The organism is Comamonas suwonensis (assembly GCF_012844455.2).
In the GTDB taxonomy this organism is placed as follows: Bacteria; Pseudomonadota; Gammaproteobacteria; order Burkholderiales; family Burkholderiaceae_C; genus Comamonas; species Comamonas suwonensis.
Genome location: NZ_JABBCQ020000026.1, coordinates 13214 through 35183, shown reverse-complemented (window position 1 = coordinate 35183; position 21970 = coordinate 13214). Strand labels below are relative to the sequence as shown.

At 58.8% G+C, this 21970-nt stretch carries 18 protein-coding genes and 1 other RNA gene; 10 read left to right on the top strand and 9 right to left on the bottom strand.

All coding sequences use genetic code 11. The annotated features are described in order from the left end of the window. The coding region (locus HF327_RS20450; RefSeq protein ID WP_198462205.1) for a hypothetical protein at positions 1–983 on the top strand (983 nt) is incomplete at its 5' end. Positions 984–1012: 29 nt separating this feature from the next. On the opposite strand, the gene HF327_RS20445 is transcribed toward HF327_RS20450, so the two are convergent. The 5 genes from HF327_RS20445 to ompA all read right to left on the bottom strand — a co-directional run bounded on the left by HF327_RS20445 (position 1013) and on the right by ompA (position 4992). Continuing rightward, on the bottom strand, positions 1013–2275 hold the full coding sequence (locus HF327_RS20445) for a tyrosine-type recombinase/integrase (protein WP_198462204.1): 1263 nt from the start codon (positions 2273–2275) through the stop codon (positions 1013–1015). A gap of 216 nt (positions 2276–2491) precedes the next feature. After that, positions 2492–2868: a transfer-messenger RNA gene (gene ssrA / locus HF327_RS20440) on the bottom strand. 18 nt (positions 2869–2886) lie between these two features. Next, positions 2887–3546 (bottom strand): HAD-IA family hydrolase, encoded by a 660-nt coding sequence (locus HF327_RS20435; RefSeq protein ID WP_198462203.1) that lies wholly within the window; start codon positions 3544–3546, stop codon positions 2887–2889. A gap of 5 nt (positions 3547–3551) precedes the next feature. Next, positions 3552–4265: a bifunctional 2-polyprenyl-6-hydroxyphenol methylase/3-demethylubiquinol 3-O-methyltransferase UbiG gene (ubiG, locus tag HF327_RS20430; RefSeq protein ID WP_198462202.1), complete on the bottom strand. Its 714-nt coding sequence runs from the start codon at positions 4263–4265 to the stop codon at positions 3552–3554. An 82-nt stretch (positions 4266–4347) separates the two neighbouring features. After that, positions 4348–4992, bottom strand: coding sequence for an outer membrane protein OmpA (gene ompA / locus HF327_RS20425; RefSeq protein WP_198462201.1), 645 nt, complete (start codon positions 4990–4992; stop codon positions 4348–4350). Positions 4993–5221: 229 nt separating this feature from the next. On the opposite strand from ompA, the gene gyrA reads away from it, so the two are divergent. The 9 genes from gyrA to lapB all read left to right on the top strand — a co-directional run bounded on the left by gyrA (position 5222) and on the right by lapB (position 17297). Beyond that, positions 5222–7924 carry a DNA gyrase subunit A gene (gene gyrA / locus HF327_RS20420; protein WP_198462200.1) on the top strand — a complete coding sequence of 901 codons (2703 nt, stop codon included), beginning with the start codon at positions 5222–5224 and terminating at the stop codon, positions 7922–7924. Positions 7925–8038: 114 nt separating this feature from the next. Further along, on the top strand, positions 8039–9148 hold the full coding sequence (serC, locus tag HF327_RS20415; protein ID WP_198462199.1) for a 3-phosphoserine/phosphohydroxythreonine transaminase: 1110 nt from the start codon (positions 8039–8041) through the stop codon (positions 9146–9148). 138 nt (positions 9149–9286) lie between these two features. After that, the gene (pheA, locus tag HF327_RS20410; RefSeq protein WP_198462198.1) at positions 9287–10387 is read left to right on the top strand and encodes a prephenate dehydratase; all 1101 of its coding nucleotides are present in this window, start codon (positions 9287–9289) and stop codon (positions 10385–10387) included. Then, positions 10387–11289: a prephenate dehydrogenase gene (locus HF327_RS20405; RefSeq protein WP_198462197.1), complete on the top strand. Its 903-nt coding sequence runs from the start codon at positions 10387–10389 to the stop codon at positions 11287–11289. Before pheA ends, HF327_RS20405 begins: the two co-directional genes overlap by 1 nt. Positions 11290–11378: 89 nt before the next feature. Next, positions 11379–13412, top strand: coding sequence for a bifunctional 3-phosphoshikimate 1-carboxyvinyltransferase/cytidylate kinase (locus HF327_RS20400; protein WP_198462196.1), 2034 nt, complete (start codon positions 11379–11381; stop codon positions 13410–13412). A 186-nt stretch (positions 13413–13598) separates the two neighbouring features. Beyond that, a complete protein-coding gene (rpsA, locus tag HF327_RS20395) occupies positions 13599–15281 on the top strand; it encodes a 30S ribosomal protein S1 (protein ID WP_099737592.1) in 1683 nt (560 codons plus the stop codon). Positions 15282–15385: 104 nt separating this feature from the next. Beyond that, the gene (locus HF327_RS20390; RefSeq protein WP_198462195.1) at positions 15386–15706 is read left to right on the top strand and encodes an integration host factor subunit beta; all 321 of its coding nucleotides are present in this window, start codon (positions 15386–15388) and stop codon (positions 15704–15706) included. A 111-nt stretch (positions 15707–15817) separates the two neighbouring features. Next, positions 15818–16150: a LapA family protein gene (locus HF327_RS20385; protein WP_198462194.1), complete on the top strand. Its 333-nt coding sequence runs from the start codon at positions 15818–15820 to the stop codon at positions 16148–16150. Next, positions 16140–17297 (top strand): lipopolysaccharide assembly protein LapB, encoded by a 1158-nt coding sequence (lapB, locus tag HF327_RS20380; protein WP_198462193.1) that lies wholly within the window; start codon positions 16140–16142, stop codon positions 17295–17297. The genes HF327_RS20385 and lapB overlap by 11 nt, the downstream gene beginning before the upstream one ends. Positions 17298–17352: 55 nt before the next feature. On the opposite strand, the gene HF327_RS20375 is transcribed toward lapB, so the two are convergent. The 4 genes from HF327_RS20375 to HF327_RS20360 form a co-directional block, all read right to left on the bottom strand. Next, positions 17353–18546 carry an MFS transporter gene (locus HF327_RS20375; protein WP_198462192.1) on the bottom strand — a complete coding sequence of 398 codons (1194 nt, stop codon included), beginning with the start codon at positions 18544–18546 and terminating at the stop codon, positions 17353–17355. Then, entirely contained in the window at positions 18543–20198 is a 1656-nt protein-coding gene (gene rmuC / locus HF327_RS20370; protein WP_407927058.1) for a DNA recombination protein RmuC, read from the bottom strand. Before rmuC ends, HF327_RS20375 begins: the two co-directional genes overlap by 4 nt. Before the next feature lie 209 nt (positions 20199–20407). Further along, complete coding sequence (locus HF327_RS20365) at positions 20408–20815, bottom strand: tautomerase family protein (RefSeq protein ID WP_198462191.1); 408 nt, start codon at positions 20813–20815, stop codon at positions 20408–20410. A 144-nt stretch (positions 20816–20959) separates the two neighbouring features. Then, positions 20960–21952 (bottom strand): 2-hydroxyacid dehydrogenase, encoded by a 993-nt coding sequence (locus HF327_RS20360; RefSeq protein WP_198462190.1) that lies wholly within the window; start codon positions 21950–21952, stop codon positions 20960–20962. Positions 21953–21970 lie beyond the last annotated feature (18 nt).

Here is a 21970-nt window from a genome sequence, read left to right as displayed (position 1 = left end):
TTCTCAAAGCCTACACCCGGGTGCGTGAACTTGCAGAGCGCGCGGGCATCGGCGGTGAGTCGCTTGACGAACTACATCGGATCAGCATCTTGCATGCTAGTGCCGTCTATGAACGATGGTGTCTGGTGAAGATCATCAGCACCCTCATCGAGGATTTTGACTTTGAGCCAAGTCCTGGATGGCAAGAGTTGGTTTTTAGAGCGGTGACCGGGCGGCCAGACAGTGCGAGCCTTCTGTTCAACAGAAAGGACATTGGCATTTCGGCCATCTTAGAAATCCAGCCAGTTCTTGAAAACGGCAGGCGCCCAGATTTTCGCTTGCGATTCAGCAATTCAGATTCTGGCGATGTGGGCGCCATCGTCATGGACGCCAAGTTCCGCACACGCTGGCGGCGGGGCGAACTTACCGACTTACTTGCTGAGTTGGTCGATGGGAAGGGCTACGGCGGCAAAAGGGACCGCGTGTTCATCTTGCAGCCGCAAGCGAATGCAGTTTCTGAACCGTCATCTCCGCTTGCCTGGGGACAACACTGCGACTATGGACAGGAGGCGCCCACAAATCACCGTACCGGAAGCATCCAACTCGCGGCTGGGACGCAAGGCGGTGGTGCGCAACAGAACCTGCGCCGTTTGATCGCCATAGGGCTACAAGCAGTGTTTCCTCAGCCCCCTAGCCCCGATGAGGAATACAACTGGAACAGTACGAGTTGCTGCATCCGCTGTGCTACCAAACACGAGTCTGTCGACATCAAGCGGCGACAGACTCGCAGAGGCAGGGACTATTGGTCACAGAACTGCGGAAATTGCGGCATGGAAACCGTTCGCACCCACTGCTACGATTGTGATGCAACGCTCTTCAAGAACGGCACCGATCTGACCTATCACCGCACGCTTGCGGAGCAGATCACGAACGTCATGTGTCCCTCGTGCGGAGCTTACTTCGATAAGGATTTTTTGGCTGTTGCCGCTTCAGCAACTGAGTGAGATGCCAGGAAACAGCCAGAAACACCCGCTCAACCTTGATTTAAAGCAACCCGCATTTTTTTAACACCTTCAACCACGCCCAACGATTCGCGTAAATGATCCAAATAGTCAGCCCACTGCTGAATCTGATCGAAGCGCTTTGCCAAGTACTTCGTCCGGTTGTAGCTGCGTCCATTAGCATCCTTAACGGCGTGCGCTAGATTGGCTTCAATCGCCAGCGGATCGAGATCAAGCTGATCAACCAACATTGTTCTGGCGCTAGCACGAAAACCATGCCAGCTTTGCTCATCACCAAACCCGAGGCTATATAAGGCCGTACGCACAGAGTTATCCGACATGGGCCGATCATGGTCTCGCTGACCAGGAAAAACATAACGGCCACGTCCACTAAGAGGCTTCAGCTCACGAAGCATCGCTACCGCCTGTTTGGGCAACGGCACTACATGCGGCTCGCCGTTTTCCTTCTCTTGCACAGAACGCTTCATTTTTGCGCTAGGAATCGTCCACATTTGCCCATCCAAATCAAGCTCTTCCCACTCCATCATCCGCAGATTGGCTGGGCGCTGATAAAGCAACGGCGCCAGCAAAAGTGCCGTTCGCACAAACGGGCCGCCTTTGTAGGCATACATTGCCCTCAAAAGTTCGCCAAAGCGTTCCGGCTCCACGATCGCGGGGAAATTGCTTCCACGATAAGGGGTCAGCCGTGCCTTCAATCCCTCTGTGATGTCACGCTGAGTGTTGCTGGCCGTTGGCAACCAATAGCGCCAGACCTGCCGAGCTAGCATCAAAGCACGGTCTGCAGTCTCAATCGCGCCACGCTCTTCGACCTTTTGAAGTACCGCCAAAAGCTCCATGGGCTGAATCTGTGACATTTCCCTATCACCAATCCAGGGGAACAAGTCACGCTCCAACTGCCGCAGTGTGCGCTCGGCATGCCCTGGACTCCAGCGAGTGACCTGCCGTCCATGCCATTCCAAAGCCACTGATTTGAAAGAATTGTCAAACCCAGTCGGATTGACCAGCTTTTCAACCTTGCGCGCTTTAGCAGGGTCAATGCCTTCAGATTTTTGCAGTCGAGCAATGTCTCGCGCTTTGCGCGCAGCTGACAAGCTGACCTGCGGGTAACTTCCCAGTGCCAAACGACCTTCTTTACCATCTTTACGGTACTTCCAGAACCAACGCCGTGATCCTGCGGGACTTACCTCCAAGTACAGCCCTCCAGAGTCAGAAAAACGCTCTCTCTTCGCGCCGGGGGAACAAGTGGCATTTCTGCACTGAGCATCGGTCAACATGGGGGAACAAACCTCTCAAAAATCACCTTCCTCAGAGGGAGGTGGGGGAACAATGGGGGTAAATCTACCATTTCAATCGTCTGTTCCCCCAGCTGTTCCCCCTCTCGTTATTGGCAGAAGTGGAATCTCCCTAGACTCAATTGCACTATAAGTCATTGATTTTTCAAAAGAAAAAGGGGTTCAATGAACTTCATTGAACCCCTTTGGATGGGTGAATGGTGGAGCTGGCGGGAATTGAACCCGCGTCCGCAAGCCTTCGCCGGACAGATCTACATGTTTAGTGCTCTGATTTAAATCTCGCCACCCAAGCCCCGCAGGCACACGCTACTTGGTTAGCCAGCTTCCTAAAATCTCGCCAAGTATCAAGAAGCCCGATACCCAGCCAGCTAATGAAAATTCCCTTACAGCCTGGAGATATTGCTACCCCCTTGCCCAGCCCACTAGCGTGCTGTTGTAAGGCTCACCGGATTAAGCGGCGAGTGCGAAACGTTCGTCGTTTGCAGTTAGTTTTTTGAATGGAGATTTACGAGCGTCACTCAAGCTCGACATGCACCGCACCGGTCCCGAACCCACGTCGAAACCAGGACAGCCCCTTACTTCCTATTCTAGCCTCATCCCAGCAACTTCAACAGCTCAAGGGGAGATTTGATGTGCGCATCTGCACCCCAATGGGCTGTATCGGTCTTTGCACCCAGGTATCCGTAGCAGGCGGCCACTGTTTTCATGCCTGCGGCAGCGCCAGCCTGAATGTCGCGCTCGTCATCCCCAACATAAATGCAATGCTCGGGATCAATATTCATACGCCGAGCCGCCTCAAACAACGGCTCCGGATGCGGCTTGGCATGGGGTGTCGTATCTCCGCTCACCACCGCAGCGGCCTTGGAGAACAAAGGCATTTGCTGAGTCAATGGACCGGTAAAGCGCATGGACTTGTTGGTGACGATGCCCCACAGGAGCGACCCAGCTTCCAGCGTCTGAATCAGCTCAGGCACGCCATCGAAGGCGTAAGTACGCTCAGTCATGCATTGCTCGTAATTGCGAAAAAACTCTTCTCGCATTTCCGCAAAGCCTGCAGATTCAGGCATCATGCCAAAGGCAATACCCAGCATTCCACGTGCGCCAGCGCCAGCCATATGGCGATAGGCATCCAGCGGGAGCGACGGCATTCCTCGGTCCACGCGCATTTTGTCAGCAGCTGCACCCAAGTCAGGGGCGCTATCGATCAATGTGCCATCCAGATCGAAAAGCACTGCTTTTACATGCTTCCACATACTCATTACTCCTGTGGGCGGCGAGTTGCCAGCATGTAATTGACCGAGGTATCGTTGCTCAACCAGTAACGGCCCGAGATGGGGTTGTGCTCCAACCCTTTGCTACCCTGAAGATCCAGCCCTGCTTCACGCGCAAAACGGGCCAGCTCGCTGGGACGCAGCAGCTTGGCGTACTCGTGCGTACCCTTGGGAATCATTTTGAGCATGTACTCCGCCGCCACAATCGCCAGTGCAAAAGCCTTAGCATTGCGATTGATGGTGGAAAAAAACACCCAGCCACCGGGCTTTACCAGCTCCGCGCAAGCGCGAACGATGGAAGCGGGGTCAGGCACATGCTCCAGCATTTCCATACAGGTCACCACATCAAAACTGGCTGGCTGCTCTTGTGCAAGCTGCTCTACGCTGACTTCGTGGTACTGAATATTGGGAGTTGAAGTCTCAAGCGCATGCAACTGCGCCACTCGCAAGGCCTTGGTTGCCAGATCAATACCCACAACTTTCGCCCCTTTGCGCGCCATGGAGTCGGCAAGAATGCCGCCGCCACAACCCACATCCAGCACTCGCTGATTCACCAGAGGCACCTGGGCATTAATCCAGTCAAGTCTCAGGGGGTTAATTTGATGCAGTGGTTTGAATTCACTCTCGGGATCCCACCAGCGATGGGCCAGGCTGGAGAACTTTTCCAGTTCTGCCGGATCGGCATTGATAGTGTTGCTCATGGTGCAATTGTCCGCGATTACAGCAATGAATCAGGCATAAAAAAAGCCCCGTTGCCGGGGCTTTTTGTGTAGCAATCAAAGATTACTGAGCAGCCTTGGTGCCCACAACTTCGATTTCCACGCGGCGGTTTTGAGCGCGGCCAGCAGCAGTCTTGTTGTCTGCCACGGGTTGCTTTTCGCCCTTGCCTTCGGTGTACACGCGGCTCTTTTCGATGCCCTTGGACACCAAGTAAGCCTTCACAGCTTCAGCGCGACGCACCGACAGCTTCTGGTTGTATGCATCGGAACCGACGGAGTCAGTGTGACCCACGGCGATGATAACTTCCAGGTTGATGTCCTTGATCTTGCCGGTCAGATCGTCCAGCTTAGCCTTGCCAGCGGGCTTCAGAACCGACTTATCGAAGTCGAAGAAGGCGTCAGCAGAGTAAGTGACCTTGGAAGCAATAGCTGCAGGAGCTGGAGCAACAGGAGGAGCAACAACAGCGGGAGCAGGAGCAGCAACTTGAGCCTTCAGTGCACCGTCGCAATCAACAGCGGCAGTAGCAGGAGTCCAGTTGGCATCGCGCCAGCACAGTTCGTTTGTGCCGTTCTTCCACACCAGCTCGCTGGTGCCGTTTTGCCAGTTGTCGATGACGTTGCCGCCATTTGCAGCCTTAACTTGTGCGCCAGCGGCCGTCACGAGGGCAGCGGAGGCAAACAGCATCGCCACTTTGTTCAGTTTCTTCATGGTTCTCCTCTTGGGGAAAAAGCCGCAGCAGGGCTGCGAATCTGTGGACGTCATCAGTGACCATCACCAAAAACGTTGAAACGATTGTGCCATACGTAACATGCAAGAGTGTTGTCAACTAAGCTCCAACAAGTAGGAGAGCTATGTAATTCCTAAGTTATGTTGCTCTGCTGCCACACGCCATTCGACCTAAAATGGTTGCTTTCCAGCCGTCAAAGTATCACTAGACATGACCCAGTTTGCTAAAGAAACTCTGCCCATCAGCCTTGAAGAGGAGATGCGTCGCAGTTATCTCGATTACGCCATGAGCGTGATCGTGGGCCGGGCGCTTCCTGATGCGCGTGATGGCCTCAAGCCTGTGCACCGCCGCGTTCTGTACGCCATGCACGAACTCAATAACGACTGGAACCGCCCTTATAAAAAGTCAGCGCGTATCGTCGGTGACGTGATCGGTAAATACCACCCTCACGGCGACAGCGCGGTCTACGACACCATCGTGCGTATGGCGCAGGACTTCTCTCTGCGCCACATGCTGGTAGACGGACAGGGCAACTTCGGTTCGGTGGATGGCGACAGCGCCGCTGCCATGCGATATACCGAAATCCGCCTCTCGAAGATTGCCCACGAAATGCTGGGCGATATCGACAAGGAAACCGTGGATTTCGGCCCCAACTACGACGGCTCTGAAAGCGAGCCTCTGGTGCTGCCAAGCCGCTTGCCCAACTTACTGGTCAACGGCTCCTCGGGCATTGCCGTGGGTATGGCCACGAATATTCCGCCGCACAACCTCAATGAGGTCGTTGACGCCTGCCTGCATCTGCTGCAGAACCCTGAAGCCAGCATTGATGACCTGATGGAAATCGTGCCTGCGCCCGACTTCCCCACCGCCGGCATCATCTACGGCATCAACGGCGTCAAGGAAGGCTATCGCACCGGTCGTGGCCGTGTGGTGATGCGCGCCAAGTGCCACTTCGAGGACATCGACCGTGGCCAGCGCCAGTCCATCATCGTTGATGAACTGCCCTACCAGGTCAATAAAAAGACGCTGCAGGAGCGCATGGCCGAGTTGGTGCACGAGAAGAAAATCGAAGGCATCAGCCACATTCAGGACGAGTCGGACAAGTCCGGCATGCGCCTGGTGATTGAATTGAAGCGCGGTGAAGTGCCCGAGGTTGTGCTCAACAACCTCTACAAGCTCACCCAGCTGCAAGACACCTTCGGCATGAACATGGTGGCGCTGATCAACGGTCAGCCCAAGCTGTGCAATCTGAAGGACTTGATCGAAGTCTTCCTGCAGCACCGCCGCGAAGTGGTGACACGCCGCACCGTGTTCGAGCTGCGCAAGGCCCGCGACCGCGGCCATGTGCTGGAAGGTCTGGCCGTTGCACTGGCCAATATCGACGACTTCATCGCCATCATCCGTAGCGCGCCCACGCCCCCTGTGGCCAAGGCCGCGCTGATGGAAAAGTCGTGGGATAGCAAGCTGGTGCGCGAAATGCTCACCCGCTCGCGCACCGATGGCGGCGTGATCAATGCCGACGACTACCGCCCAGAGGGTCTGGAGGTCGAATACGGCATGCAGCAAAACGGTCTGTACCGCTTGTCCGAGACTCAGGCACAGGAAATTCTGCAGATGCGTCTGCAGCGCCTGACAGGTCTGGAACAAGACAAGATCGTGGCCGAGTACAAGGACATCATGTCGGTCATCGAAGACCTGCTGGACATCCTTGCCAAGCCCGAGCGCGTCTCCGTCATCATTGGCGAAGAGCTGAACACCGTGAAGGCCGAATTCGGCCAGACCAAGAAGGGCGAGCGCCGCTCTACCGTCGAGTACAGCGCGCAAGACCTGTCCACCGAAGACCTGATTACGCCCACCGACATGGTGGTGACGCTCTCGCACACCGGCTATATCAAGAGCCAGCCCCTGTCCGAGTACCGCGCCCAAAAGCGCGGTGGTCGCGGCAAGCTGGCCACGGCCACCAAGGAAGACGACTGGATCGACCAGCTCTTCATCGCCAACACGCACGACTACCTGCTGTGCTTCTCCAACCGTGGCCGCATGTACTGGCTCAAGGTCTGGGAAGTGCCATCGGGCTCGCGCGGCTCGCGCGGTCGCCCCATCGTCAACATGTTCCCGCTGCAAGACGGCGAGAAGATCAACGTGGTGCTGCCGCTGACCGGTGAAAACCGCAGCTTCCCTGAAGATCATTACGTCTTCATGGCCACCAGCATGGGCACCGTCAAGAAGACGGCACTGACCGAGTTCAGCAACCCCCGCAAGGCCGGCATTATTGCCGTGGGCCTGGACGAGGGCGACTTCCTGATCGGCGCAGCACTGACCGACGGCAAGCACGACGTGATGCTGTTCAGCGACGGCGGCAAGGCGGTACGTTTTGATGAAAACGATGTGCGTCCCATGGGCCGCAATGCCCGCGGCGTGCGCGGCATGAACATCGACGAGACCCAAAACGTCATCGCCATGCTGGTGGCCGAAGCCGACGACGGCACGGGCAATGTGGCAGAAGGCTCGCAAAGCGTGTTGACCGCCACCGAAAATGGCTACGGCAAGCGCACCGCCATCAGCGAATACACCCGCCACGGCCGTGGCACCAAGGGCATGATTGCCATTCAACAGTCCGAGCGCAACGGCAAGGTGGTGGCAGCCACTCTGGTCGCGCCTGAAGACGAGATCATGCTGATCACCGACACCGGCGTGCTGGTGCGTACCCGCGTCGCGGAAATCCGCGAACTGGGCCGCGCCACACAGGGCGTGACGCTGATTAACCTGGACGCTGGCGCCAAGCTCATCGGCCTGCAGCGCATTGTGGAAAATGATGCGAACGACGCTGAAGGCAGCGCCGAAGAAACCGAAGGCAATACCGCAGCAGACGGCACCGCTGAAGGCTCGGCAGAGCCAGGCGACGCCTCTTAAGCCACTGCCCAGGAAAGCCGCCACGCGCTTGAATCCCAGGCCGTGGCGCAATGTTTTTGATAGCTGAAAGCGCAAGCTAGACATGCGCTTTCACATGTTTTGAGCGTAAATCTGATGAACCGCCCCTATAACTTCTCCGCAGGCCCCGCCGCCATCCCTGAAGAAGTGCTGCAAACCGCAGCCGCCGAAATGCTGGACTGGCATGGCTCTGGCATGGGCGTGATGGAAATGAGCCATCGCGGCAAGGAATTCATCAGCATTTACGAAGCCGCGGAAGCCGATCTGCGTGAGCTGCTGGCCGTGCCCGCTCATTTCAAGATTCTGTTCATGCAAGGCGGCGGTCTGGCTGAAAACGCCATCGTGCCGATGAACCTTTCGCGCGCCGGCGTGACCGATTTTGTGGTGACCGGCAGCTGGAGCCAGAAGTCGGCCAAGGAAGCCGTCAAGTACGCCAGCGAAGCCAATGTGATTGCCACGGGCAAGGACAGCGACTACACAACGATCCCCGCAGCCAGCAGCTGGAACCTGAGCCGCGGCGCAAGCTATGTGCACATCTGCAGCAACGAGACCATTCATGGCGTGGAGTTTCAAGAGCTGCCCGACCTGAAGGCGCTGGGCTCGGATGCGCCACTGGTCATCGACTTTTCCTCGCACGTCGCATCGCGCTCCATCAACTGGAGCCGCGTGGGCCTGGCCTTTGGCGGCGCGCAAAAGAACATTGGCCCGGCGGGCCTGACCATCGTCATCGTGCGCGAAGACCTGCTGGGCCACGCCCTCCCCATCTGCCCCAGCGCCTTTGATTACCAAACCGTGGCCGACAACGGCAGCATGTACAACACGCCTCCCACCTGGGGCATTTACATGGCCGGCCTGACCTTCAAGTGGCTCAAGCAGCAAAAAGAAGGCACGCTGACCGGCGTGGCCGCGATGGAAGCACGCAATATCGCCAAGGCCGACCTGTTCTACGACTATGTCGATCAGTCGCGCTTTTACGTGAACAAGGTGGCCGAGAACTGCCGCTCGCGCATGAATATCCCCTTCTTCCTACGCGATGAGTCGCGCAATGACGCCTTTCTGGCGGGCGCCAAAGAAGCCGGTCTGCTGCAGCTCAAGGGCCACAAGTCGGTGGGCGGCATGCGCGCGAGCATTTACAACGCTATGCCCATCGCAGGCGTGCAGGCGCTGATTTCCTATATGGAAGACTTTGAGCAGCGCCAAGCTTAAAACCCACCCGCCTCACGCCGACCGTACGCACACAATACAAGATGAGCTGCCAGCGCGCTTCAACAACGGCTTTCGGGGTCAGAACTCCCTGAAAACGTTAAAGATCAGGCGCAAGCAGCTACAAGATTTGAGGAACCCATGAGCCAAGACCCACAAGCCAGCCCCGAGTTGCTGACGCTACGCAACCAGATCGACTCGCTGGACCGCCAATTGCTGGACCTGGTCAACCAGCGCGCCCATGTGGCCGAACAAGTGGGTGAGCTCAAGAAAAAAGAAGGCTCCTCCTTCTTCCGCCCTGACCGCGTGGCGCAGGTGATCGAGAAGATCAAGCGCAACAACCCCGGCCCCCTGAAGGGCGCGCATGTGGCCGCCATCTGGCGCGAAATCATGTCCGCCTGTCTGGCGTTGGAATCTCCCCAGCGCGTGGCTGTACTCGGCCCGGCTGGCACCTTCTGTGAAGAAGCCGCTATTCAGTACTTCGGCGGCGCTGCCGACCTGATGTACTGCAACAGCTTTGAGGAAGTCTTTCACGCCACCGCCGCAGGCAGCGCCCAGTACGGCGTGGTGGGCGTGGAAAACTCCAACGAAGGCGTGGTGACGCGCTCGCTGGACATGTTCCTGCACACGCCTTGCCATGTGGTGGGCGAAGTCAGCATGCTGATCCGCCACAATCTGATGCGCACCAGCAACTCGCTGGACGGCATTGAAGTGGTCGCCGCCCACCCCCAGGCGCTGGCCCAGTGCCAGGGCTGGCTGTCCAAGCACCTGCCCCATGCAGAGCGTCGCCCGGTGGAGAGCAATGCCGAAGGCGCTCGCCTGGCCGCCCTTCACCCCAACTGGGCTGGCATTGCTGGCGAGCGTGCAGCGCAGCAGTTTGGCCTGCACATCGTCAGCCACGCCATTCAGGACGACGCTTACAACCGTACGCGTTTTGCCGTCATCTGCCTGCCGCACACGCTGGCTACGGCTGCGCCCAGTGGCTCTGACTGCACCAGCCTCGTCGTATCGGTACCCAATACCGCCGGCGCGGTACATGACCTGCTGGTGCCGCTCAAAAACCACGGCGTATCGATGACCCGCTTTGAGTCGCGCCCGGCCCGCACCGGCCAGTGGGAGTATTACTTCTACATCGACGTGGAAGGCCATCCTGCACAACCCAATGTGGCCGCCGCGCTGCAGGAGCTGCAATCACTGTGCGCCTTCTACAAGGTGCTGGGCACGTACCCGGTGAGCAAGTAATGGTAGTGCAGAAAATGCAGCCTTTTGAGCAACTGGGGCTGATTGGCTGCGGCCTCATGGGCGGCTCGTTTGCGCTGGCGCTCAAAAAGGCGGGCCTGGTCAAGCGCGTGGTGGGCTACAGCAAATCACCATCCACCACCGAACGCGCCCGCCAGATGGGCGTGATTGATGTGGAAGCCCCTTCTGCCTTGCTGGCTGCCGCGGGTGCCGATCTGGTGCTGCTGGCCGTGCCCGTGGCCGCCACCGAAGCCACGCTCAAGTCCATCAAGCATCTGGTCACCCCCAAGATGATGATCATGGACGTGGGCTCCACCAAGGTCGATGTCGTTCAGGCCGCTCGCACGGCGCTGCGCGACCAGATTGGCAGCTTTGTGCCTGCCCACCCCATCACCGGCAAGGAAGTGGCCGGTGTGGAGCACGCCGACGGCAATCTGTACCACAACGCGCAAGTCATTCTGACCCCCACAGAGCGCACGCTGACCGCACACCTGCACCGCGCTGAAGCGCTGTGGCGTGCGCTGGGCAGCCATGTGCAAGCCATGTCGCCAGAGGCACATGACAGCGCACTGGCCACTGTCAGCCACCTGCCCCACCTGCTGGCGTTTGCCATGATGCAAAGCGTGCTGAACCAGCCCAAGGCCGATGAGGTGCTGTCGCTGGCCGGCCCCGGCTTTCGCGACTTCACCCGCATCGGCGCTGGCGACCCTCAGCTCTGGCGCGATGTGCTGCTGGCCAACCGCGAACAGGTTCTGGCCCAGTCCCGCCAGTTCCGCCAGGCGCTGGAGCAGCTCGAAGGCCTGATGGAAGCGCAAGATGGACAAGGCCTGCAAGACCGCCTGACACTGGCCAGCGCCGCCCGCTCCCACTGGAAGATGGGTGCCAAGCGTGGCGCTGGACTCTGAAAAATCAAGTATTTTTCGCTTCTAGCGCCTGCTGAATAAGCGCTAGAAGCTACTAATTTCAGAGCAAATTTACGACCTGATGGATCGCCATGTTTAATACTGAATTTTTGGATATCCCCGCGCTGGACTCTGCCAACGGCACCGTCAGCCTGCCCGGCTCCAAAAGCATCTCCAACCGCGTTCTGCTGCTGGCCGCGCTGAGCCAAGGCACCACCACCATCCACGACCTGCTGGACTCGGACGACACCCGCGTCATGCTGGCCGGCCTGCAGCAGCTGGGCTGCCGCATTACCCCCAGCAACGTAGCGCCCGGTCAGCCACTGCAGATCACAGGCATCGACGGCTTTTTGCCCAACAATGCGCGCGGCCAGCTTTTCCTGGGTAATGCCGGCACTGCCATGCGCCCACTGACTGCAGCGCTGGCCGTGCTGGGCGGCGATTTCGAGATGACCGGCGTGCCGCGCATGTACGAGCGCCCCATTGGCGACCTGGTCGACGCCTTGCGCCAGCTGGGCTGCGCCATTGACTATCTGAAGGATGAGGGCTTTCCGCCACTGAAGATCGGCCAGCCGGATTTCAGCCAACTCGGCGACGCTCCCATCCAGGTCCGTGGCGATGTCTCCAGCCAGTTCCTGACTTCGCTGCTGATGGCGCTGCCGCTGCTGGCCACCGACCGTGACATCACCATCGAGGTGGTGGGCGAGCTGATCTCCAAGCCCTATATCCACATCACGCTGGAGCTGCTGGCACGCTTTGGCATTGCTGTCAAAAATGACAACTGGCAGCGCTTTGTAATTCCGGCAGGCAGCCGCTACCAGTCACCCGGCAGCATCCACGTAGAAGCCGACGCCTCATCCGCTAGTTATTTCATAGCACTTGGCGCAATCACTGCAGACGCTACAGAGCAAAACAGCATCAAAATTCTGGGCGTCGGCAAAGATTCCATCCAGGGTGACATCCGCTTTATCGAAGCGGCTCAGGCCATGGGGGCACAGGTAGAAAGCGGCCCCAACTGGCTGCAAGTCAGCCGCGGGGTATGGCCCCTCAAAGCCATCGATCTAGACTGCAACCACATCCCCGACGCAGCCATGACGCTGGGCGTGATGGCCCTGTACGCCAACGGCACGACCACGCTGCGCAACATCGCCAGCTGGCGCGTCAAGGAAACCGACCGCATCGCCGCCATGGCCATTGAGCTGCGCAAGCTGGGCGCCACAGTGGAAGAAGGCGCGGACTACATCCGCATCACCCCGCCTGCCAGCAAGCAAGCGTGGAAAGCCGCCAGCATTCACACCTATGACGACCACCGCGTCGCCATGTGCTTCTCGCTGGCCGCCTTCAACCCCGCCAAGCTGCCGGTGCGCATTGAAGACCCCAAGTGCGTGGCCAAGACCTTCCCAGACTACTTTGAAGCGCTGTTCTCCCTCTGCGAAACAGAGCGCGAGCGCATTCCTGTCATCTGCATCGATGGCCCCACCGCCTCGGGCAAGGGCACGATTGCGGCCGAAGTGGCCAAGGCGCTGGGTTACCAGTTGCTGGATTCGGGCGCCCTCTACCGCATCACGGGACTGGCCGCATCGCGCGCCGGGCTGGCGCTGGACGAATCCAGCGAAGAAACCATTGCCGAAATGGCGCTGGAAATGCCTGTGCGCTTTGACGCTCAGCAACGCGTTTGGCTGGGCGATGAAGACATCAGCCTCGCCATTCGCAGTGAAGAAGCGGGCATGAATGCCTCGCGCGTCTCCGCCCTGCCCGCTGTACGCAGCGCACTGGTCGATCTGCAACTGGCCTTTCAGCACCTGCCCGGACTGGTGGCGGATGGCCGAGACATGGGCACCGTCATCTTTCCCCATGCACCGTTGAAGGTTTATTTATGGGCCTCCGCCCAGTGCCGCGCAGAGCGCCGCTATAAACAGTTGATTTCCAAAGGAATTTCAGCTAATATATCTACCCTTTTGGCAGACCTTGAAGCACGTGATGCACGCGATATGAATCGCGCCACTGCGCCTCTCAAGCCCGCCGAAGATTCTTTGCAGCTCGACAGCTCCCAGATGACCATTGAAGAAGTGGTTGCCCAGGTGCTGTCGTGGTGGCAAGAACGTCAACTGTTTGGCCGCGCTTGATTCATCAGGCATTGCCCCGCAGCTGACTTGTTGGCCCTTGGTGTCAGGTCCTGCAGATCGCAGAACCGGCAGCAAGGTTGTTAACCTTTAACCCCGTGGGCCTCAAAAACCCGCACCCTCCGCATTCAGTCTTAAAAACGTTTGGCAATAGTGCTGACGGAAACCTGTTTGCGGTCAAGGAAATACATGTCTGAATCTTTTGCCGCCCTTTTTGAAGAGTCGTTGACACGCACCGAAATGCGTCCCGGCGAAGTTATCACCGCTGAAGTCGTGCGCGTTGAGCACAACTTCGTGGTGGTGAACGCTGGCCTGAAGTCGGAAGCCTATGTGCCTCTCGACGAGTTCAAGAACGACCAGGGCGAAGTTGAAGTCCAAGTGGGTGACTTCGTTTCCGTGGCCATCGGCTCCATCGAAAACGGCTACGGCGACACCATCCTGTCCCGTGACACCGCCAAGCGTCTGGCTTCCTGGCTGTCGCTGGAAAAGGCTCTGGAGTCCGGCGAATTCGTGACCGGTACTACTTCCGGCAAGGTCAAGGGCGGCCTGACCGTTCTGGTCAACGGCATCCGCGCATTCCTGCCCGGTTCGCTGATCGACACACGTCCTATCAAGGACCTGACTCCTTACGAAAACAAGACCCTGGAATTCAAGGTCATCAAGCTGGATCGCAAGCGCAACAACGTGGTGCTGTCGCGCCGTGCTGTGGTGGAAGCATCCATGGGCGAAGAACGCGCCAAGCTGATGGAAACCCTGAAGGAAGGCGCCATTGTTCAAGGCGTGGTCAAGAACATCACCGAATACGGTGCGTTCGTGGACCTGGGCGGTATCGACGGCCTGCTGCACATCACCGACATGGCATGGCGCCGTGTGCGTCACCCTTCCGAAGTGGTGACTGCTGGTCAAGAAATCACTGCCAAGATCCTGAAGTTCGACACCGAAAAGAACCGCGTGTCTCTGGGTCTGAAGCAAATGGGTGATGACCCATGGATGGGCGTTGCTCGCCGCTATCCTTCCGCTACCCGCCTGTTCGGCAAGGTCACCAACATTGCTGACTACGGCGCATTCGTGGAACTGGAACCCGGCATCGAAGGCCTGGTGCACGTTTCCGAAATGGACTGGACCAACAAGAACATTGCTCCTACCAAGCTCGTGTCCCTGGGCGACGAAGTGGAAGTCATGGTTCTGGAAATCGACGAAGACAAGCGTCGCATCTCCCTGGGCATGAAGCAGTGCAAGGCTAACCCTTGGCAAGACTTCGCTCAGAACACCAAGCGCGGCGACCGCGTGAAGGGCCCCATCAAGTCCATCACCGACTTCGGCGTGTTCGTGGGCCTGGCTGCCGGTATCGACGGCCTGGTGCACCTGTCTGACCTGTCTTGGAACGAAACCGGCGAAGCCGCTGTTCGTAACTACAAGAAGGGTCAAGAAGTCGAAGCGATCGTGTTGGCCGTGGACGTTGAGCGCGAGCGCATCTCCCTGGGCATCAAGCAGCTGGACAGCGACCCCTTCACCACGTTCACTACCGTGAACGACAAGGGCCAGATCGTGACCGGCAAGGTCAAGACTGTGGACGCTAAGGGCGCTGAAATCGACCTGGGCGAAGACATCATTGGCTACCTGCGCGCCTCCGAAATCTCGGTGGACCGCGTGGAAGACGCTCGTTCCGTCCTGAAGGAAGGCGACGAAGTGACTGCAGTGGTGGTGAACGTGGATCGCAAGAGCCGCAACATCCAGCTGTCGATCAAGCAAAAGGATCACGCTGAACAGCAGACAGCCATGGCTTCTCTGTCGGCTCAGTCCTCCAAGGAAAACGCTGGTACCACCAGCCTGGGCGCTCTGCTGCGCGCCAAGCTGGACGCAGACAAGTAATCACTTGCCTCAGCTGGTCGGTCAGCTAGCCTGACCGCTAAGCGTCAAAGACAACGGGCGCCTTGTGCGCCCGTTGTTATTTTCAACCTAGTTTCCGCCGCCCGATGACCCGATCCGATCTCGTAGAAGAACTTGCCGCCCAATTTGGCCAACTCAACCAACGTGATGCCGAACAGGCCGTCAAAACCATTCTGGATGCCGTCAGTGATGCACTGGTGCGCGGTCACCGCATTGAAATTCGCGGTTTTGGCAGTTTTGCCATCAATCACCGCCAGCCCCGCATCGGCCGCAACCCCCGCTCCGGCGAATCTGTGCAAGTCCCCTCCAAGCGCGTTCCCCACTTCAAGCCAGGAAAAGCCCTGCGCGAAGCCGTGGACAACTTGAAGACCGACGACCCAACACCTTCAGCACAACAGACAGCCTGAAGCAACAGGTGGCTTTTTACGCCTATCTGGCCTGACTCTCTTGTCTGTTGACCAGCCTGCACACAGGCTGGCCTAAAATCTCCCCGTCACACAAGAGGCACAAGGGGAAGCATGAAATACCTGCTGTGGCTGCTCAAGGCAGCCATTTTTTTCACTCTGTTTGCGTTCGCGCTCAACAACCAGCAAGACAGCACCGTGCATTTTTTCTTTGGCACGGCCTGGACTGCACCCCTGGTACTGGTAGTGCTGACGGCATTTACGCTAGGTTTGTTTGTCGGCGTACTGGGCATGGTGCCGCGCTGGCTCAAGCACCGCTCAGCAGCCCGCGAGGCACATGCCGCCAAGCAGGCACAGCAAGCTGCAGCAAGCCCGCCCGCAGCCCCTGCTGCCGCAGAGCAGAGTTCTTCTTCGACCCTTTCGCCAAGCGACATTCATGGAATTTAATCTGACTTGGATTTTGCTGGGCCTGCCCGTCGCCTTTGTGCTGGGCTGGCTAGCCTCTCGCTGGGATTTACGCCAAGTGCGTGCCGACAACCGCCAGGCACCCAAGGCCTATTTCAAAGGCCTGAACTTTCTACTCAACGAGCAGCAGGACAAGGCCATTGATGCATTTATCGAGGCCGTACAAAACGACCCCGATACAACCGAGCTGCACTTCGCACTGGGCAACCTGTTTCGCCGCCGAGGCGAATACAACCGCGCCGTGCGAGTGCACGAGCACTTGCTCAGCCGCGCCGACCTCTCCCGTCCCGACCGTGACCGCGCCCAGCACGCTCTGGCGCAGGACTTTCTCAAGGCCGGCCTGCTGGACCGCGCCGAAGAGGCCCTGAACCGCCTTGATGGCACGCAATACGAGGCCGAAGCACGCCTTTCACTATTGGCCATCTACGAGCGCTCACGTGACTGGACACAAGCCGCCGCCATTGTGCGCAAAATGCAGGCCGCTGCTCAGGGCGACTTCAGCACCCGTCTTGCCCACTACCTGTGTGAAGACGCACAAGCGCAAGTCGCACGCGGCCAGCTCGACAAAGCATTTTCCCAACTGCTGCAAGCGCTTGAAACCGCACCACAAGCCCCGCGCCCACGCCTTGAACTGGCGCAGCTGCAACACCGCCAAGGCCAGTCAGCACAGGCGCTAGCCAGCTTGCAGGCGCTGGCGCAAAACAGCCCCGCAGCGCTCCCTCTGGCCGCCAGCCTGATGGTGGAAGTGGCCGAAGCCATCGGCGAGATTGAACCGACACGCGCACTGCTGCTCAAACACTATGAGCAGGCTCCATCGCTTGACCTGCTACAGGCCTTGGTGGCTTTGGACAAAAAAAGCAGCCAACCCGATGCACCCGGCCGCTTGCGCCTGGTCAACCACCTGGAGCGCGAATCGTCTCTGGTGGCCGCGGCGCAATGGCTGGAAGGTGAAACACTGTCCGAGGAGCAATACCACGGCACGGTGCAGAAAGCCCTGAACCACGCCACCAAGCCGCTGACCCGTTACCGCTGTGCAGCCTGCGGATTTGAGGCACGTACCCACTTCTGGCACTGCCCCGGCTGCCAGAGCTGGGACAGTTACCCGGCCCGCAGGGTAGAAGAGCTGTAAAAGCTGATATCAAAAAGAGCGCCTTTGAGCGCTCTTTTTGTTGGTGTAGCAAAAGCTAATGCTGCTCCCACTCACCCTTGGGCATGTCCTCACGCCCAATCAGCCAGGGCAGTCGCGTTGAAACGCCGACCAGAGCGCCTACTGCCCAGAACAAGGCAGAAACCCCCACCACCGCACCCAGCGAGCCAAACAGCACAGGCATCAGCACGCTGGAGCCATTGATGGCCATCATCCGCAGGCCCAGCGCCTCACCATGGCGCTCGGCGGGTGTGATCTGGTGAATCATGCTCATCACCATGGGCTGCACCGAACCCAACACAATACCCAGCACAACCGAACAAACACCCATGCTCCACGCACCGGGCATGAAGGGGTAGAGGATAAACAGCGCGCAGGCGGCAACCATGGCACCCAGTACCACCTGCCACTCGGCCAGATGACGCGTGAGGACAGGCATGAGCATGCGAATGACCGCAGCGGCAATAGCGAATGCGCCAAGAATCGTACCGATGACCGAAGCGGGCAGGCCCCGTTCATGCCCAAGAATCGGCACCACAAAGGTGTGCACATCCCAGCACGAGGAGAGCGCCCAGTTCAGCAACAGCAAGCGCCTGAAGCCACGGTTTTGCACGAGATCCCAAGCCGTCTCTTTTTTATCGCTGTGTGCCATATCTTTGGACGGCAACTCCGGCACCGCACGCCCCCAGAACCAGGCGGCCAGCGGCATCAGGGCCAGCAGCAAGAACGCGGCTCTGAAGCCTGTCTCGCTGGCGGCCTCTCCACCCGCATAGTCAATCAGCAGGCCCGCTGCAAACGGCCCCAGAAAATTGGAGAAGGCAGGCCCAATGGCCAGCCAGCTGAAGACTTTGCGCAGATCATCCTTGTTGTGTGCCATGCGGCCCACATGGCGCTGCAAGGCAATCAAGGCCGTGCCTGCGGCACCACCCGTCAGCAGCGCGCTCAGGCACATCACCGGATAGATCGGAAATGCGGCCGACATCCCCGCCCCCATGCAAGCGGCAGCCACGCTGATGATCAGCGGGCGCTTGAGTCCATGGCGGTCTGCATAACGACCTGCAGGCAGTGAGAGAAACACCTGAGTCAACGCAAACAGCGCCAGCAGCATGCCCACCGCCGCAGCGCTATAGCCTTCCTTGAGCGCAAGAAGTGGCGTGGCCATGCGCATGCCCGTCATGCTGCCGTGAACGCAGACTTGCGCCAAAATCAGGCGCAGCAAGGCAGCATTCATTCTTCGTCCTCGGCGCTGATCTGGTCGTTGCTCAGGGGAACGGACTGGAGCTGCAATGCGCCCTCTTCCTGCCCTGCATCAGGCAAAGCCTGAACATCGCGCAATTGCCGCTGAATGGCTCGCGTGCGCACTCCCACCTGATCAAACTTGCGCGCTGCCGCATCAATGGACTTGCGTGCGGCATCCACCACATCGCCAAACTTGCCAAACTCGGTTTTGACCTGACCCAACACGCCCCAGACCTCCGAAGAGCGCTTTTCAATCGCCAGCGTCTTGAAGCCCATCTGCAAGCTGTTGAGCATGGCCGCCAGATTGGCGGGGCCGGTGACCACAATGCGGCTTTCGTTCTGAAGGGCCTCAACCAAGCCGGGGCGGCGCAGCACTTCGGCAAAAAGCCCCTCGGTGGGCAAGTACATCACAGCAAAATCCGTCGTAAATGGCGGTGCAATGTACTTGCTGGCAATCTTCTTGGCCTCGGCACGGATGGAGGCTTCAAACGCATTGCCCGCAGCCACAATGGCCACTCGGTCTGCGCCGTCCTGCGCATCCTGCAGACGCTGGTAATGCTCTACCGGGTACTTGGCATCCATGGGCAGCCACACCGGCTGCTCGTCGCTACGGCCCGGCAGGCGAATGGCGAACTCCACCAGCTCATCACTGCCCGGCACGGTCTTGACGTTCTTGGCGTATTGCTCGGGTGTGAGCACGTTATCGATGATGTTGCCCAGTTGCATCTCGCCCCAGGTGCCGCGCGACTTCACATTGGTCATCACACGCTTGAGGTCGCCTACGCTGCCGGCCAGCGTCTGCATCTCCCCCAAACCTTTGTGCACCTGCTCCAGCCGGTCGCTGACCTGCTTGAAGGACTCACCCAGCCGCTGCTCCAACGTGGCATGCAGTTTTTCATCGACGGTGCGCCGCATCTCTTCGAGCTTGGTGGCGTTATCGCTCTGAATGGTGGCAAGGCGCTCGTTCAATGTGCCGCGCAGTTGCTCTGCGGAGATTTGCTGCCCTTGCGCCAGCCCGCCCAGCTGCTGGCTCACCGCATCTTGCAGCACCGCGAACTGATGACGCAATTGCTCGCCATTGCTGCCCAGCTGATCCTTGAGCGCAGCGCCCATATTGGTGCTCATGTGGGTGAGCTGCTGCTGAATATCGCCCTTGAGCGAGTCCAGCGTACCTCGCGTGGTTTCGGCCAGCGCTTCAAAGCGCCGCTGTACATGGGCCGTCTGCTCGGCACTGCTTTGTTCTAATGCGGTGCGTGCCTGCTGGCTGTCGGACGTCAGGCGCTGCGCCAGCTGCCCCACCTCTTCACGAAACGCCGTCAATGCCGTGGCCTGCTCGCGCCTTGCGGCCAGTGCGTCTTGCTGGGTCTGAGCCAGCTGGGTCTGCACATGCTGGGTCACGCGGTCCAGCGCACCATCGCTTTTGGCCACCGTCAGCTGCGTGCTCTGGCTGCTGCGCTCCAACTGCTGCAGCCGCGCATCCAATGCCTGCAAGCCTTGCAGCAACTGGGCCTGCAGCCGCATGGCATCCGGGCCCAGCGCAAGCTCTGTCTGACGGCGCAAGCCCTGCAGCCACCATAGCAGCACCAGGAGCAAGACCACGATCAATGCGGCCACTGCCGCCAACCCAAGCCACCACGTAGTCACTGTTTTGCCACGCCTTTCGCACTCTTGTTTTAATAGCTGCTAGCGCTTTATGAATAAGCGCCACAGCCATTATTTGTATTGATTTTATGCACGCAGAAGCTGCAGACTGACGTTTGCAAGCACTCGCGCGCTTGCAAATTATCAGTCCACACCGTCCCGGTGAAATCAATCCCGTCAAAAGTGGCGCGGCGGCCTGCCGCCTTGGTGACTCAGGCGTCTGGGCCGACCTGCTGGGCAATGGCCATGGCGAACTTGCCACCACCTACGGACCAGTCGGAGTAGTCGTTTTCATGCGTGAAGATGAACACATCGCTGGGTGCCACGCCAGCGTCTTTTTCCAGATTGGCGGCGATGTTGGCGTACAGGGCGCGCTTCATTGCATCGCTGCGGCCGCGGCGCATGGTGATTTCAACCACGACCACGCGATCCGAGCGCTGGTAGCCGTTGAAGGTGCGACTGAAGAAAAACTTCTGCTCGTCATAGTCATCCACCATGTTGAACAACTCGTCGGCAGGCATGCCGATGCCGTCAATCAGTGCCTGGTGAATACCGTTGACGATGGCTTGGCGCTGGGCGGGCGTGGTGTCCTTGTGGACGCTGGTGCGGATGAAAGGCATGTGCTGTCTCTGTAGAAAATAAAAGCCCGCCGCGCTGGTGCAATGACTGCAGCGCAAGCGGGCTCAAATTATCAAATCCAGCAAGGCAGCCAGACCATACGCCAACCCTCAAACTGATGTGACGTGAGGCAGCCTAATACAAGCCTAGTGCAGACCCGAGCCACCCAGCAGATTGACCGGCGTCAACGCGCCCTTGCCGGCGAAAAAGGAGATCAGGTTATCCGCCGCCAAAGCCGCCATGGCCGTGCGCGTGCCCTTGGTGGCACTGGCGATATGCGGGGTCAGCACCACATTGGGCACCGTGAGTAGATCGGGGTGAATGGCGGGCTCGCCCTCAAACACATCCAGACCGGCCGCAGCAATGCGTTTGTCACGCAATGCCTGTGCCAGAGCCGCATCATCCACAATGCCGCCGCGCGCGATATTAATGAGGGTGGCTGTGGGCTTCATCTGCGCAATCTCGGCCGCGCCAATGGTGTGGCGGTTTTCAGGCGTGAAGGGCAGCACCAGCATTAAATGGTCTGCGCGCTCCAGCAGCTCTTGCTTGCTCACATAAGTGGCCTTGCATTCCGCCTCCATCGCTGTATCAAGGCGTGATCGGTTGTGATAAATCACCTTCATACCAAAACCATAAGCCGCGCGGCGGGCAATGGCCTGGCCGATGCGCCCCATTCCCAGAATGCCCAGCGTAGAGCCATGCACCTCAGCGCCCGCAAACAGGTCGTAGTGCCAGTCCTTCCACAAGCCCGCACGCAGGTAATGCTCGCTCTCGGTAATGCGGCGCGCTGTCGCCATCAGCAGCGCAAAGCCAAAATCAGCTGTGGTCTCAGTCAGCACATCGGGGGCATTGGTGCCCTGCACGCCTGCGGCAGTCATGGCGGGCACATCAAAATTGTTGTAGCCCACTGCCATATTGGCCACGATCTTGAGCTGCGGGCAAGCCGCCAGCAACTGTGCATCAATGCGCTGCGAGCCGGTGGTCAGCACCCCGTCCTTGCCCTGCAACTGCTGAGCCAGCTCCTCAGGCGTCCACACCACATCGTCCTGATTGGACTGCACGTCAAAGTGTTGCTTCAACTGCTCCACCACCTCGGGCGAAATGGCTCGGGCAATCAGAATACGGGACTTGGTACTCATCACTTGGTCTCCTCTTCC